Source organism: Sporosalibacterium faouarense (genome assembly GCF_016765695.1).
GTDB lineage: Bacteria > Bacillota > Clostridia > Tissierellales > VENL01 > Sporosalibacterium > Sporosalibacterium faouarense.
Genome location: NZ_JAETGO010000089.1, coordinates 173471 through 189572, shown reverse-complemented (window position 1 = coordinate 189572; position 16102 = coordinate 173471). Strand labels below are relative to the sequence as shown.

At 29.7% G+C, this 16102-nt stretch carries 20 protein-coding genes; all 20 read left to right on the top strand.

Annotated elements, in window-relative coordinates; translation table 11 throughout:
* The first annotated feature begins 604 nt into the window (after positions 1-604).
* The 20 genes from JMO20_RS17500 (at position 605) to JMO20_RS17405 (ending at position 16059) form a co-directional block, all read left to right on the top strand.
* The gene (locus JMO20_RS17500) at positions 605-1549 is read left to right on the top strand and encodes a toll/interleukin-1 receptor domain-containing protein (RefSeq protein WP_202710991.1); all 945 of its coding nucleotides are present in this window, start codon (positions 605-607) and stop codon (positions 1547-1549) included.
* A 628-nt stretch (positions 1550-2177) separates the two neighbouring features.
* Positions 2178-2300, top strand: a complete 123-nt coding sequence (locus tag JMO20_RS20500; RefSeq protein ID WP_279380170.1) for a hypothetical protein — start codon at positions 2178-2180, stop codon at positions 2298-2300.
* Positions 2258-2632, top strand: a complete 375-nt coding sequence (locus JMO20_RS20785; protein WP_202711010.1) for a reverse transcriptase domain-containing protein — start codon at positions 2258-2260, stop codon at positions 2630-2632. Before JMO20_RS20500 ends, JMO20_RS20785 begins: the two co-directional genes overlap by 43 nt.
* A 169-nt stretch (positions 2633-2801) precedes the next feature.
* Complete coding sequence (locus JMO20_RS17490) at positions 2802-2954, top strand: hypothetical protein (RefSeq protein ID WP_202710990.1); 153 nt, start codon at positions 2802-2804, stop codon at positions 2952-2954.
* A gap of 6 nt (positions 2955-2960) precedes the next feature.
* Positions 2961-3224, top strand: coding sequence for a group II intron maturase-specific domain-containing protein (locus JMO20_RS20780; protein WP_202711009.1), 264 nt, complete (start codon positions 2961-2963; stop codon positions 3222-3224).
* Positions 3225-3688: 464 nt separating this feature from the next.
* Entirely contained in the window at positions 3689-5041 is a 1353-nt protein-coding gene (locus tag JMO20_RS17480; RefSeq protein ID WP_202710989.1) for a hypothetical protein, read from the top strand.
* 9 nt (positions 5042-5050) lie between these two features.
* Complete coding sequence (locus tag JMO20_RS17475) at positions 5051-5344, top strand: hypothetical protein (protein ID WP_202710988.1); 294 nt, start codon at positions 5051-5053, stop codon at positions 5342-5344.
* Positions 5345-5576: 232 nt separating this feature from the next.
* Positions 5577-6197 (top strand): hypothetical protein, encoded by a 621-nt coding sequence (locus tag JMO20_RS17470; protein ID WP_202710987.1) that lies wholly within the window; start codon positions 5577-5579, stop codon positions 6195-6197.
* Between the two features lie 39 nt (positions 6198-6236).
* Positions 6237-6425, top strand: a complete 189-nt coding sequence (locus JMO20_RS17465) for a hypothetical protein (RefSeq protein WP_202710986.1) — start codon at positions 6237-6239, stop codon at positions 6423-6425.
* 432 nt (positions 6426-6857) lie between these two features.
* Complete coding sequence (locus JMO20_RS17460; RefSeq protein WP_202710985.1) at positions 6858-7553, top strand: 5'-methylthioadenosine/adenosylhomocysteine nucleosidase; 696 nt, start codon at positions 6858-6860, stop codon at positions 7551-7553.
* A 118-nt stretch (positions 7554-7671) separates the two neighbouring features.
* Positions 7672-8454 carry a DUF5694 domain-containing protein gene (locus JMO20_RS17455; RefSeq protein ID WP_202710984.1) on the top strand — a complete coding sequence of 261 codons (783 nt, stop codon included), beginning with the start codon at positions 7672-7674 and terminating at the stop codon, positions 8452-8454.
* Between the two features lie 215 nt (positions 8455-8669).
* Complete coding sequence (locus JMO20_RS17450; protein WP_202710983.1) at positions 8670-9527, top strand: AraC family transcriptional regulator; 858 nt, start codon at positions 8670-8672, stop codon at positions 9525-9527.
* Between the two features lie 214 nt (positions 9528-9741).
* Complete coding sequence (locus JMO20_RS17445) at positions 9742-10140, top strand: nuclear transport factor 2 family protein (RefSeq protein ID WP_202710982.1); 399 nt, start codon at positions 9742-9744, stop codon at positions 10138-10140.
* A 209-nt stretch (positions 10141-10349) separates the two neighbouring features.
* A complete protein-coding gene (locus tag JMO20_RS20675) occupies positions 10350-11429 on the top strand; it encodes an HD domain-containing protein (RefSeq protein WP_202710981.1) in 1080 nt (359 codons plus the stop codon).
* An 81-nt stretch (positions 11430-11510) separates the two neighbouring features.
* Positions 11511-12521: a hypothetical protein gene (locus JMO20_RS17435; RefSeq protein ID WP_202710980.1), complete on the top strand. Its 1011-nt coding sequence runs from the start codon at positions 11511-11513 to the stop codon at positions 12519-12521.
* A 59-nt stretch (positions 12522-12580) separates the two neighbouring features.
* Positions 12581-12805, top strand: coding sequence for an NUDIX hydrolase (locus tag JMO20_RS17430; protein ID WP_202710979.1), 225 nt, complete (start codon positions 12581-12583; stop codon positions 12803-12805).
* Positions 12806-13037: 232 nt separating this feature from the next.
* Positions 13038-13820, top strand: a complete 783-nt coding sequence (locus tag JMO20_RS17425; protein ID WP_202710978.1) for an MBL fold metallo-hydrolase — start codon at positions 13038-13040, stop codon at positions 13818-13820.
* A gap of 113 nt (positions 13821-13933) precedes the next feature.
* Positions 13934-14443: a hypothetical protein gene (locus JMO20_RS17420; RefSeq protein ID WP_202710977.1), complete on the top strand. Its 510-nt coding sequence runs from the start codon at positions 13934-13936 to the stop codon at positions 14441-14443.
* 251 nt (positions 14444-14694) lie between these two features.
* Positions 14695-14829: a class I SAM-dependent methyltransferase gene (locus tag JMO20_RS20775; RefSeq protein ID WP_202711008.1), complete on the top strand. Its 135-nt coding sequence runs from the start codon at positions 14695-14697 to the stop codon at positions 14827-14829.
* Positions 14830-14892: 63 nt separating this feature from the next.
* Positions 14893-16059 carry a hypothetical protein gene (locus JMO20_RS17405; protein ID WP_202710975.1) on the top strand — a complete coding sequence of 389 codons (1167 nt, stop codon included), beginning with the start codon at positions 14893-14895 and terminating at the stop codon, positions 16057-16059.
* The last annotated feature ends 43 nt before the right edge of the window (positions 16060-16102 follow it).

Sequence of the window (16102 nt, the reverse complement as noted above, 5' to 3'; positions counted from 1 at the left end):
CACCTGAAGAGAAGTCTTCTCTCCCACTTATAGAAGTGGGAGTCTTATCAAAAGATAAATGAAGTAGGTTAGAAGTTTATAAATAGCTTACTTTAAATAAGTAAGTTTATGTAAACATGTTGAGAAGGTATTGCAAATTTGAAAAATAGATTTGTGATACCTTTTTAATTTTATATCCTTATGGTTTATAGATTAGGTTGATAGAATTATATTATCTGCAAGAAAATACTATTAATAGCAATTTTAATCTATCGTTCGATAGAAAGCGACAAAATATTTATATTTTGTTTGGTATAATGTAAGGGTGTGGAAGGGGTTATGGGATTTGCGACATGTAGCTGGACCTAACTTTATTCTTGTTAATGCAGGCTGGTGTAAGATAGTTACGGGTAGTAAGGTATAAGTTAACATTGCATACCATCGTATTAAATACTACATCGTCTTGCTAATCAAGTTAGTTGCTGTGCTAAGTATTTGCATATTGACGGATATTAGTAGTTCCTTATAAAACTCACGATGACTGGAAGACAAAAATTATACATGCAATGGTCAGCGAAGGAATCTATATGATGATTATTGATAAACTAAAAAGGGGGAGATATTTTTGAGCAATTCTATATTTTTGAGTCATTCAAGTGCAGATGAAGATTTAGTTGAAGAATTTGTTTACTTGCTTAATGCTGGTATGAAGATTAAATCAGATAATATTTATTGCACGTCAATAAGAGGTAATATTCCAACAGGTTATTCATTTATAAGACATATAAAAGAAAATATCAATAATGCAACATTAACAATTTTATTAATAACAGAATCATACGTTGAAAGTTATTTTTGTATTGCTGAAATGGGGGCTGCATGGGCACTAAGTCATGATATTTATCCAATTATTTTTGAGCCACTAAACTATGAAGTTTTAAATAGAACACCTTTAAAAGATATTCATGCAAAAAAAATAAGAAAACAAGAAGATATTGAACATATGTATGAAGAGCTTTTAGATAGAGGATATGCTAAGAAGAGTTCAAAGATTGAATTTATTAAAAAAGCAGATGACTTTATAAAGTTTTTGAGAGATGAGAATGTTTATAATAATAAAATATTATTAAACTTTAGTTGTTATCCATCAGAAAAGGAAATAGTACAAGAAATAGTAAAGGTTGAAGCTGTGGAGTGTCATAGGTTTAATGTAAGTTTTGCAGATAGTAGTGAGAGCTGGTGTAGTAGCGTAATTAAATTCAATCCATTGAAAAATTGGAAAGGGTTAATACAGGATGAGAGAAAATTAAAAATAGTAATTCGTGGAAGTGCTGGGATTGATAAAATTGCAATTGAGATAAAAGATGGCAATCTTAGACATATTGAAGATGAAAGTAAGAACACTATAACTTTATCACAGGATTTTGAAGAAAAGATTATATCTTTATCTTCTCTAAATTGCAATAATAAAAGTTGGAGTGAAGTTGCTGAGCTTTGTTTTGTTATACATAAAAATAGAATAAATAATGATCGTGGTTATTTTGATATTAAAAGTATAGATTTTGTCTGAGAAACAACTGACTATTGCATATAATTGGATGTTATCATGAAGGTGTGGTGTAGAGATCTGAGGGATTATTGAACCACATCTCTCTATTACAAAACTTACAATATTTTTAGAGTAGATAAATTAGTAAGCTTTGCGACATCCCTAGCGGACGAAAATGTCTGTAACATATGGATATTAGTGCACCAATAGACCAAGGAGCAGACTATAATACTTGAAGTATATTCAGCCCCGTTAATCTTGGTTCCGAAAGGAATAAAAATGAATATGACGAAGTTTTAACGTTACGGAAGTCAATACTAAGGAATCGAAAAGTCAAGATTCTGGAGGGTCTGTCGGGGACAAAGCATGTGGTATGTATGAAAAGTAATGTTAGGAACTTGGGAGGTCTCACAGTCACTTAGGGAACTAAGAATCAATATACAATCGAAAAAGAAGATATTGTATTGTAAAGACAGTGAGAATTCGGATTTCCTCATAGTACTCTGAGGGCAGGAAAGCTGTCTACATGGGGAAGGGGGAAACAGGAGCATGAATTATTCAAAGGAAAGCAAGATATAAGAAAAACCATAAGTTTGAAAATCTGTACAGACTACTGAATAAGTGGAATCTAGGACAATCATGGCAGTATATGAATAGAAAGGCATCAAAAGGTATAGACAAAATCAGTGCAAAAGAGTTTGAAGCAAATCTAACCAAAGAAGTAAATATATTAGAAAGGAACTTAAAAATAAGTCATATCACACAAATCTAGTAAGAAGAACCTACATAAGTAAGACAAATGGAGATCAAAGACCACTTGGAATACCAACAGTAAGAGACAAACTACTACAGACAACATGTAGTAAAATACTAGAAGTAGTATATGAATCTAAGTTCTATGAGACACGATATGCATACCGTAAAGGTAGAGGAGCAAAGGATGCAGTAAAGCACTTAGGAAAAGAACTCAACTATGGAAAATATGGATATGTAGTAGAAGCAGATATAAAAGAGTATTTTCAAAATATAAATCATGAAAGGCTAATAGAAATGTTAGCCCATGACATAGCAGACAGGCCATTTCTTAAATTAATAAACAAATAGTTAAAGTCGGGTATTATGTTAAAGGAAAATATTATAGAAAAGCCTCACAAAGGAACATCGCAAGGTGGTGTAATAAGGCCGATCTAGCTAATATATACCTATATTATGTTTTGGATATATGGTTTGAAAAAGTAGTTAAAAGTCATATAAAAGGTGTGCAGAGAAGTTCATGATTGCACTAGAAAAACGTTTCAAAAAGTTTGGCTTAGAGCTTGCCAAAGAAAAGATTAAGGTCATAAGGTTTAATAAATTTAGCAAAGTTAGAAATGAAGAATTTGATTCTTTAGAATTTACCTTTGGGTGGTTTACATCACGGAAATGAACAGATATTATAACTCACACAAAAAGCAAGAATAAGTTCAAATCATCAGTACAAAAGATAAAAAAGTGGATAAAAGAAAACAGAAACAATAGACTCAAAACTATAATAGATCTGTTGAACATAAAACTAAAAGATTATTATAATTATTATGGGGTTGTAGGAAACTATAACATGCTAGAAAAGATGAATTTGATAGTTAAAAGATTGTTGTATAAGTGGATGAACCGAAGGAGTCAAAAGCGAAGCTTTAATTGGAAAGAGTTTAATTAGAAATTAAAAGAAAAACATCCAATACAAAGACCATTCACAGAAAGTCTAAACAAACAAATGGGAATAATTATATAAGCTGGAGAGCGGAAGTAGAAATATACAACTGAGGAGCCCAGTGCGGGAAATCCGCACGCTGGGATCTGTGCCAGGAGCAATGACTATCGGCTCTATGGTGATGGTGGCATATTACTCATAAATTAATTAATAGTACAATATCAGGGGGAATATGGATGAATAAATTTAGTGAAACTGCTAGTAGAATTTATTTAAATTACTTTATTATTTTTAAATCGGAGCCATAAAGTCAGTATTATTCGTCAATAGTTGATATAGAAAGTATTAAAGCAGAATCATCTTATCACTTATTTGATAGTGATTTAAAGGATATTATACCAGCAATCGAATTTTGTCTTCACTTACCTCGGGTAAGTTTAGATACTGTAAATATAAATATTGATCAAGTAATGGCTGGATCGTATGTTCCACACAACATTGTCATGATACCATCTGATATGGCTCACAGTATATGTAAAATCAAGTTACCTGATTTTGAAAAACCAACTCTTATTATTTATCAAGATGAGTGTATGAATGAAGCTAAAGAACTTGAAGATACTTTTATGCCTAAAATGAAATCACTTTCTGTTAGTAATCTAAGTAGTGTTTATTTGTCTAGTATTTGGAACGAATTATCAGCTTTAACTACAGGTGTTGAAGGAGAACTATGTGTTCCAAATTTTGAGGAAGAAAGACTTAGTGACATCAATATCAGATTATTACCTCAACTATTCATTGAGAATCAGTTTGGGACAGTTGGGTCATACATTAGTAATCATAATTCTACTGATATTGACTATGTAAAAATTCTAAATCAAGCGGTATTTCAAAAAGCGAAGTTACAGGCTTTAAGCGATTTGGAGAAAGGTCTATCAAAAACTGAGCCAGTAGAGTTAATAAAAGATTATATTCCTAAAGCAAGAATTCCTCTAACTATATCATTTCCTGGCATGCCACCAAAGTATAAGAAAGCAGCTTGTATAAGTAAAATACCAGATATTGAGAATAAAGCAATTAGCCTGATCTCTGCACACCATGCAATATCAAAAAATGGTTACTATTATGATTGTGAACCTGTTGCTGATGAGTTGTATTCATCTTTAAATAATTTAGAGGATCATTGTTGTAAAGATAGTCAGAAAAATAGTTATGTATGGAAAACATTAAAGGAGATCGGTAAGAGATTAGCAATTCAACTAGGAGAAGATGGTGTTCAAGCTATTAAAAGAGCCTCAAAGATAACTGCTTTTACAAATTTTCCTGTGGGACTTGCTATATTACCAGAAACTACAGCACCACTATGTTGCCATAAACCAATATCATATAGTCCTTTAACTCCGCTAACAAGAGCAATGCAAATGGAGTTAGTCAGAACTCCTAGCGTATATATAGGTAACTCATGCAAAGTCATAATAGCGGAGTGTTTAGAAAATAATGATCACATCCGACCTTATTCAGATCATATATGGTCATTAGTAGATAATCTTTCTAAGAGTAATCAAAACTTCAATGTAATAAAAAAAAATATCACATCAATTAAGAGTATGAAAGAATTTTTAAAATCTAACTCAAATGCTGATATTTTGGTAATTTCAGCACATGGAAAGTATTCGAAGGAAAGTAATTTGTCAGGTATAGTAATCGGGAATGAGACGTGGTTTGCTCATGAAAATGAACATATCATGCCACATTTAGTTATGCTAAGTGCTTGTCATGTTAGTCCACGTGGAATTGGTTCATATAGTGGCGATATTATTTAAAAAGGGGGTATGCCTAATAGATACGATAACTTTATGGGAGAATTGTACTTAGCATATGACGATAAAGGAGTCGTTTTTTCTACGAATACAGTCTTATATGGTAGTGAAATTCAATATGCAGATGTTATATGGATAGGTATTTATGGAGACAACAAAGAAATTTGCAATGTAAAACTTGGAATGACATCTAAAGAAATTAAATCAGTACTAGGTGAGCCAAGTTACCAGAATAATCCATATGAGAATGAAGCAATGGAACTTTATGATGGAGAGTGGACTATTGAATATGAAGCAAATAGATAGATGCTAGTTTTTGTCGCAAATGGATTGAATGAAACTGTAAATGTAGCCTACTTATTACGGAGGTTATTTTACTGAGAAGAATAGTAAGAAAGCTATATAAAGACTATAGCAGATTACTGAAGTGAGCATATCTGAGGGACCCGGGTTTTGGATGCCGTGCATACCATGATTCTCAAATATTAAAGAATGATAATACTAAGGCGATATAATTGAAATATGAGGGGAAGAAAAAATGAAGAAATCGAAAAATATATTAATAGTTCTTTTATTAGTTTTAAATGTTTTTATAACAGCTTGTTCTAATTTTAGTACAGAAGATATTTCAGAAGCAAATAATACAGAAAAAAGTACTGTAGATTTGGAATTCAATATAGGTAATGAAAAAGTTTTACTACAACATAAAAAAATTTTGAATGATAGGATAGAAATTCTTATCCCTAAATCATTTAATCTTATGTCAGAAGAAATGGCAAAATTTAAATATCCATATGAAAGAAGGCCAAAATTAGTATATACAAATGATACAGGCTCAGTTAATATAGCTTTTAATTATACTCAAAGTAAAGTAACAAATAATCAAATCAAAGAATATAAAGACTTCTTTAAGGAAACTCTGTCAAAGCTGCATCCTTCAGCAAAATGGTATCGAGATTATTTAATTCAAGTAGATAATAGAGATATAGGAGTACTTGAATTATTAACCCCAGCACTTGATACAAAAGTTTATAACTTAATGTTTTTTACAGATTTAGATGGAAAATTGCTAATGATGACCTTTAATTGTACAGAAAAGGAAATGAAGGATTGGAAGCCTGTAGCAGAGTGTATTATGAATTCACTAAAACTGAAATAGATTCAATTTTGCTTATCATAGGATATAGGAGTAAACAATGTGTTTGCAGTGTATCATGGAAGAGTGTACATTTTTGCTGGTATTGATGGATTGAGCCACCAAACTATTGTAACTAATGGTTTTGGTCTAATTACTAGTAAACATACACCATTGTGCAATATTAAGATAAATAAGAATAGAAATGATCTGTTTATCATAAAAATTCAGATAGAGCAAAGAGGAATTTAATGAGTTTATTATTGGAATTATCAAAAAGTGCATTATTTAATTTCGTGCTCGACATTCTAAATAACACAACAAGGTAGTACATTTAAAAAAAGGAATTTTCTATGACAAAAGATGCTGTGTCAGATAATGTATATCTTTATCTTAACTCTATAGTTCACTCAAAATAGAGAAAAGACCGTTACGTGGGGAGAATGTATAGACTTAAAAAATTTAGCATAGGGGTTAGAATTAAAAAGGAAAGCGACATAACTATTAAATTTTGATACATCTAAAATAGTTTTTTAAACAGGTTTGACTTAATAATAAATGATGATATGCGGAAAGCTTTTTGAGGGTCTTAATTGAAAAATATTACAAAGAGATATATGTGTTTATGCGTATCTGTACAGTAATAAGTGTCAATGATTATTTATATAATAGGAGGATAAATACATGCATAAAATAGGTATACTTTGTGCTGGTGACGAAGAACTTAAGCCTTTTTTATCACACATAGAAAACATAGTAGTGACAGAAAAAGCTATGTTGAAGTTTTATGAGGGAAATATAAATAGTGTATCGGTTGTTGCACTATACAGTGGTGTATGTAAGGTTAATGCGGCAATTGCATCTCAAATATTAATAGATACTTATTGTGTTGATTCAATTATAAATGCAGGAACAGCTGGTGGAATGGATAATAGTATAAATCTTTTCGATATTATAATTTCAACTCAAGTGGTATATCATGACGTTGATGATAGTATATTAACTGAATTTCATCCATGGCTATCTTCTATATATTTCAATGCTGATAAAAACTTCTTAGATATAGCTAAAATGACTTGCAACAAATTTAGCAATGTACATTTTGGACGAATGGTAACAGGAGAAAAATTTATTGAAGATAATAATCGTGATAGAATAAACCAAAAATATTCGCCATTGTCAGTTGATATGGAGACTGCAAGTATTGCCCATGTATGTTATGTGAATAAAATACCTTTTATTTCAGTGCGATCCATAACAGATACTGCAATACATTTGGGGATAGAAAAATTTGAAGAAAATTGTACACAAGCTTCTATTATAACTAAAAATTTTGTCTTAGAGTTTTTAAAAGAATTAAATAAAGTTAATGATAAATGAGTATTATCTTTGGAGTGATGTAAAATGCATCATTATAGTCTATAATAAAGATTTTGCACAGGAGTTTTAAGAGTTCTAATTATAAGAATATTTAAAATAAATCAGAGGGGATTTTATAATGGGAAAAGAAAGTAACATGGTATACGAAAGAAAGGTTAAAGTAATGGTATTGGGGACATTTCATTTTAAAGAGAATGATCTTCATACTGTTAAAGATAAGCCAAAGGATATTATGAGTGATGAAGCTCAGAGAGAACTAAACGAAGTTTTAGATAAACTAAAGGAATTTAAACCTAATAAGATAGCTGTAGAAGTAAAGATTGAAAATAGTAAAGTATTAAATGGTCAGTATAATAGATGGTGTAGTGGAGATCTTATTGAAGAAAAAGATAGAGAGGAAATTACTGATCATAGAGATGAAGTAGAACAACTTGGGTTTAAATTAGCTAAAAGTCTTAATCATAAAAGAATATATCCTATTGATGTGGTTGGTATGATACCTTTTGAAGAAGCATTTGAGTATGCAAATAAGAATAAACCAGAATTTATGGAACATTTTAATGAAAAGATGAAAGAACTAGAAAATGAAACTAACTATATGCATAATAATTTAACTATAGGAGAGATACTGAAAAAATTTAATGATCCTAAGGAAATAAAAGAACAGCATAAAGTATATATAGACTTCTGTAGATTAGGGTCAGGAGATAATTATTGTGGATCGGATGTTCTCTCTAAATGGTATGAAAGAAATATACGTATTTTTTCTAATTTACAAGATATATCAGAGGAAGATGACAGAATATTAGTTATATATGGAGCGGGACACTTGGCGACACTGAGGGAACTTATAAATGATTCTAGAAATATGGAGTTAGTAGAGGCAATAAATTATTTATAATTATAAAAGTTATCATTATTCAGGTATATAATAGTTAAGTGAAATAGTTACTCTAGGGTAATCTTATTGAATCTAAGAGTAGATGAGAAAAGAAGATAATAGTAAAATTTAGGATAAAGAAAAACATATCAATTAGAATCTGTCAATAAAAAGCATTGATTGACAGGACATATAATGCTTTAGGTGTTATTATATTTGGGAAGGGGAGATGGAGATTGGAGCATTTAGGGAAGTTGAATGACAGTATTGATTATATAGAAGAAAATTTATCTAAAGATATTGATATTAAAAAGGTAGCAGAGGTAGCCTGTTTATCAAAATTTCATTATCAGAGAATGTTTCACATACTAACTGGGATAACAGTAGGAGAATATATAAGGAAAAGAAGATTAACATTGGCAGCACAAGAATTAGCTATAACTAACTCTAAAGTAATAGATATAGCTTTAAAGTATGGTTATTCAACTCCAGAGTCATTCTCTAAAGCATTTAGCAAATTACATAAGATAAGTCCTTCTATTGTAGGTAATAGCGAAAATACTCTGGAAGCATATCCACGTCTTTCCTTTAATATACAATTAAAAGGAGCTGAAAAAATGAAGTATAAGATTGTTGAAAAAGAAGGTTTTACAATTGTCGGAAAGGGGATTAGAGTTTCTACTGGTAATGGAGAAAACTTTAAACGTATTCCAAAATTTTGGGAAGAATGCAATGAAAATAGTCTATGTAGTAAGTTATCAGAGAAAATGGGTGAGTTAGGACTGATGGGCGTATGTACAGATATGGATATGGAGAATGATGAATTTACCTATATGATAGCAATCGAAAAACCAGACGAATCTTTAGAACTGGATTTAACTGAAATAGAAATTTCTGCTTCAACCTGGGCAGTATTTGAAGCAATAGGGGCAATACCTGATGCAATTCAGGATGTAACCAAAAGAATATTTTCTGAGTGGTTCCCTTCAACAGGATACAAGCATGCCGATGGTCCTGAACTTGAAATATATTATCCTGGTGATGTTAATGATGAAAATTATAAATCAGAAGTATGGATACCAATTATTAAATAGCTAATAAAATCAATATTACAGATTCAAATCGGACCACCGGGACACATGATTTTTAGACTTTATTATACTAGATTAATGGATAAATAAGGAAAAGCAATTTGTATGCCACTATACTTGCTTTTCCCTATTTTTTATTGAAAAGAAATTATTATATAATAAACTTAGAGATAGTTTTTTCAAAATAATAAAAATTAATAAAGAGAAGGTGATTATTGTGAATGAAAATCTCCAAAAGGATCTTAAGATTATTTGCGATGAAGATTGTGGAAATGCACCAAAAAAATTGTTTCTGAGAGAATTTATTCTAGCATGGGTTAAAAATAATCTTACGTTCATTGAGAAGAATATTTCAGAAAGTGTTTGTTGGAATATTATCGGAGACAGGTCTGTTCAAGGTAAAACTAATTTCTTGGATACATACAAGCAAATACAGACCTATTTTGTTAAGGAAATAGAGATTAGCACTATTATAACACATGGAAAAACTGGAGCTATTAATGGAAATTTCACTTATGAACAGGGCAAGATAGATTTCTGTCATGTATTGACTTTCACTAGTGCGGGTAGAAATGGAAAAATAAAAAAATTAACAACATATGAAATCATAAACTAAAAAGACTAAATCATGTAAATTCTTAGTAAAGCTAGGAATGAAGTTAGATGAAAAAGTTAATATATTCCAATTGGAGCTGGGCGATCAATGGTATTTATTAAAAGGAACATATGAAATAGCACTAATCAACAAAATATATAGAGCTCAATTTCATATATACTTATGACTAGTATGGATGATTATTTATATTGTATGAGAGGTGAAAAAATGTGAAAAGAATTCCAATTGTAAAGCAATATGTAGATAATATTATAGAAAATATCATATCTACGGAAGAACGAAGAAACGCATATATTCATGCATACGGTGTTGCTCAATGCTGCTCAATAATCGCTGACAAAAGAAGATTAGATTCCGAACTTGCATATATAAGTGGTCTTTTACATGATATATATGCTTATTTTACAGGAAGTCACTTATGTCATGCTCAAAGTGGTGCAGATATGGCTCGTGTCGCCATTAAAAGGATGAATATTTTTTCAGACGATGAAAAGAAAATTATTTTATCAGCAATTTTTTATCATTCTCATAAAGAACTTATTCATGATAAATACGACGAAGTTTTAAAAGATGCAGAGACTTTACATGCTTTTTTAAATACTTCATCTTTTAATCTATTTCATATTGATGTTCCTCGCCTTAATAGAATTCTTGGTGAATTCGAAATTATTGTAAAACCTATTGAAAATGAAATGAAAAAAGGAACTTCAGTAAAAAAAGCATTTAAAAGGTCCGAATTTGCAGATATTGCGGAAGAACTTGCAGCTAAAAATATATGTGGCGAACGAGACAATAATATTTATATGGATATTATCAAATATTATCCTGAAGCTAGTGCTTTTGACGAACTGAAAAATAGTTGGTGTGCTGCTTTTGTCTACCATTGTGCATTAAGAGCGGGGATTGAACTTCCTATTAAGCAACCACCATTTAAATATAGGTTTGCGGGGGTGGGAACTTGGTATGAATGGGGAAAGGATAATGGTTTTTGTTTTCACGACAATGAGGACTTCATACCTTCGAGAGGTGATATTGTAATTTATAATAATATTGTTTCGCCAGAGAACAAACCTGAAAATAGCCCATGGCATGACCATACAGGTGTAGTGCTTTCTTGTGAAAGTGAATATCTTATTGTAGCAGAAGGAAATATAAACAATCAGAATGTTTCAGGGATTATAAAACGAAAGCGTGATGGTACAATTGGTTGTTTTATAAGAATCCCTGATGATTATAAATACAATGATTACAATAGTGATTACAAGGAATACTTGACTACGGTAATATAGGAATCTTTCAGAGGCGTCTAGGGAAGTAGATTCAAATCTAAAACAACTAGAAAATAATTAATATTATTAAAGGAGTTAGTTATGAAAAAAATAATAAACTATTTGATTGAAGAAGGCTGTCCTTCTATCAAATACAGAATAAAAAAAGAAATTTTTAATGAAATAGATTCAAACTTATATAAGCAAATATTGAATGATCAAAAAATTAAGGAAATTGTAGATAGACAAAATAAAATAGGGTGGATAGATGAAGATTTTCATAGTGAAAGTGGAGTTGAAACAGCTGCTAGAGTTTTCTTTGAAAAAGGTATAGATATTAGTTACTCGCCCTATAAGAAAATGCTAAATGAATTAGAACGAAGAGATGAAACATTTGATAATGGCTCTTTATCTAAAGTAGGAAAGATTTTAGATGAAGAAGGATTTGGTGGTTCAAAATTAATGAGAGCAGTAGCTTTTACATATGCAGGATTAGACAACAAATCATTTGTAAAAGAAGAAATTAAAAATACTCTAGATTGTTTTAGATATTTAACTAAAGTTAGTTCAGTAAACCAGATAACAGAAGAGTATAAAAATAAACTAATTTTTTCAGAGGGAGTAAAGTGGCCAAGCATATATCACCTCAGACTCCTTGCATATTCGAATAGTTGGCGAAATAATAACAATAAGAACATGATTATTGATTCCATAAAAAAATTAATAAAGTTTTCTCCTATTCCTGATATTAGTGTATTTAAAAATCATCAATTTATATCAGCAGCTTCTTTTTGTATGAATGATTTTGATTCAAACTTAGCTGAAATAGATGATAAAGAATGGATGATGTGGTTTCATCGTATGGAACTATTGTCTAGATTGGGAGTTGTGAATGAGATTCAAGAATTAAGAAATCAAGTTAAAACTCTTATTACACTTATAAAAGAAGATGATAACTTATTTAAAAAGAAACTAAATCATTATTATTTCAGAAAATGGTCTCCATATATAGGTTTAGCACTAGAGAAGGATTGGAGATCATCTAAGAGAAGAATTAGTGATTTAAGTTTTAGAAGTCTATTAATTATTTTCTATTCTGGAATAGGTATATAAGTACCTGCTGATTGGTATGTAAGATACCTTATCAAAAGAATTTTAAGGAGAATTTAAGCATGGATAGACATTTTACAGTTTCTGTATTTATAGTTCATAAAAATAAAGTATTATTACACTTACATAAAAAAGCTAAAAAAATGCTTCCATTAGGTGGACATAATGAAGGAGAATCTAATTTGTTAAAATGGTATAATAAGGAAGAGCTGAATAATACAGATGATATTCAGGATAATATTTTAACAATGGCAAATGAAGCCTTAGATATATTAAGTAAAAACTAAGTTATTGAATATCACTATAATTAGAAGGTAGCGTTACATAAATAGGATGTAATTGGATAACAAGGAGCATTATTATATTTGGGTATTCTGGCGCAGGAAAGACTACATTCCCAATGGACAGCTTTAATGCTCCATTTGTTATTTTCTTCTATTTAGCTGCCTTGAACTCTACACATGTAGAGCTAAGAGTTTAGATTAGTATAAAAGTGTTAAATGAAGGAGTTGTATTGCCATGTGGAAAGAACAGAAGTGGTTTACAGTTGAGATGATTGACAGTAATACATATGCAATAAGTGAGTATAAGCATTGGGAAAAAGTACATTCTTACTTATTGATTGGAGAAAGGTATGCCTGTCTAATTGATACGGGTTTAGGAATTGGCAATATTGGAGATGTAGTAAAAAGCTTAACTAACAAACCAGTCAGAGTAATCACAACTCATTTTCATTGGGACCATGTTGGAGGACATAAATTTTTCAATAATATCTATATTCATCAAAATGATAGTAATTGGATGGAAAATGGACTTCCAATTCCAGTGAAAGATATCAAACAAAAACTGATGAAGGGACTTCTTCAAGACCAAATACCTAATGACTTCAATATATCAAACTACACGATTTATAAAGGAAAGCCAAATATTAAGTTAAAAGATGATGATTATATAGATTTAGGAAAAAGAGTTTTGAGAATAATACATACTCCAGGTCATTCACCAGGCCATATATGTATTTATGAAGAGGAAAAAGGATATCTTTTTACTGGAGATCTAATATATAGTGGAACACTTTATGCTTTTTATCCAAGTACTAATCCTATTCATTTTTATGATTCTATTGTAAAAATTAATTCTTTACAAAAAATAAGTAGATTATTACCAGGGCATTATAACTTAGATATACCAGTAAAATTACTTGAGAAAGTGAAATTAGCCTTTGAGGATATAGAGAAAAGAAAAAAGCTATTTCAAGGAAGTGGCACACATATATACGAATCATTCAAAATTAAGCTTTGAATGTGATAATTAGTTTAGTCATTATATATTTTATAATCAAATGCTTAGTTTATTGAGATTTATGAGGTAGCAAATAGATTATGTGTAAGATTAGCATTAAGGGAGGGCCCAAGGTGAATATAAAAATTCAGAAATTACTAATTTTAATAAGTTTAATTTTATTAGTTGTCTGTATAATACTGTTTACTAATAATCGTGATATGAAAACCCAGTTGAGTCAAGAAAAATCAGAAGTTTTGTTATCAGTGTTTAGACTAAGTGGAAAAAGTGATAATTGGAAAATTAATGATGGAGTTTTAGTTAATACGACTAAGCATGTCCATTTACGAATAGATTCAGTTGATTATATTGGAGATGAATATTATTTATCAGAAAATATATCTTTTACTCTTCGATTTAAGGATAAAAATACAGATCAGAACGAGAAGTTTTCAACTGGAAGCATGTTTAAATCGGAAGAGCTTAAAAATTTTAAATCAGGAATTGTGGGCATCTCATATCCCCTTGAAATGATGAGTTATGATGAACACAATATTGTGGTAGAAATAGAATACGATGATAAGAATGGTAATCCAATATTAGAAGAAATTGAGATTACACCAGTTTGGAGCTTTGAGTATTAATAGAAAGCTTATTGTACTAATTAATATAAAAGATAATCTATTATATTAATATATGAATATTTTAATTGCAAAGATAGATAGAGGAGTCTAGAAGAAAATGTGTAAAATAAATTATAAGATATGGACACTTATAGATATATAAGGGGTAATAGTATGGCTTATTCTATTTCTATTACTGGACTTAGCTTTATAGCTTATGGTGTTTTCTTAATATTTAGTAAAAAAATCTTCACTCTAGATATTTTCAACAAATCTTTTTTTACCTTTTAAGTATTAAGGAAAATGAATTTGATGCAGTTGTCAGTTGTTTAACTTTTCATGAGGTTAGTGATAATGAAAATAAAATTAAAGTATTAAAAGTGGCATTAAGGGTAATTAAGCCTTGAGGCGTAGGACAGGTATAAAGGATTTAAATTACATTGCTTAAAACATAGAGGGGAGTACAAGACATGAATAAAAAAATTGATTTATTTCAATTTGGTGATTGTGGGTCATTTGATGAATATAATCCAATAAGGTTTTATAACGAAGAATATGTACCTGAATTATTATATTTAATAGCTAACGGGAATCGATACGAGTTTAATAGCTTTGATTTATCTAAGAAGCTTAGTGCTAACCATGATATTATCAAACAAAAATTAGAGAAAACGAATAGACTTGGTATGACAGAATCTAATAGAGGCTATTATAGAATTTGTTTCACTGTTTTTTTAAATAAAGATATTGAATATATAAAAGGCTTTTCTAAAAGTGTATCCCATAGCATTAGTGATATCATACTTAGTAATAGAGACAAATTATTGGACATAGTAAAGCAAATGAAAATCTATGGAAGCTTTGATATGGAAAGAATACTCTATCATTTGATTGGTGATGGAGTATTTGATGGAGTGGCTTTAGATTACTTTTCTGATAAGGGATTGTTTAATATATCTAAACCACAAGTTGATAATAGAGATTATATATTAATCGGATATGAATCATCCAATGAAATTGAGAAATTTAGCAAAAAGTTACTTTGTAGTAGTAATAATAAAGTAAGTGGTAAATATAGATTTAATAGCTTTGGAGATGGAAATGGTAATAGAAAAGATATTTATAGATTTTTTCGTCAAAATCAATTGGCTATTGATAAATCTACAGATAATTATAAATTGAATCAAATATATAATGAAATCAATGAAGGATATAATCAAAACTTATTAAGAAAAATTGGAGAAAGACTTGAGAAAATTTCTACTAATGAATATGTTTTTGATATTTATACTGATTTTATGAAAGAGATAGGATATGTTGATATCACTGATAAAGAAACAATAGAAATTAAAGTGCCAATTTTCAAAGGTAATGATGTAAAGCTTAAGAGTAAGATTGAAAATATTGTTCTAGAAATGATAGATAGCGAAGTGTGCTCTTATTTCAACGGTAATAATGAGATTTTAAATAATTTAACACCAGTAAAACATAATGTATCAATAAAAGAAATTTCAAATGAATTATGGCATCTAGTCTTTGGTGAAATCAATGAGTATCTTATTAAGAAAGGACTTTTTGCTGAACTTGAAGATATTCAAGGGCAAGGAAGATTTTTACAAAGTATATATATAGATTAATCAAATGTAGAATTACTTATTAGTAATGTTGAGTTTTGAACAA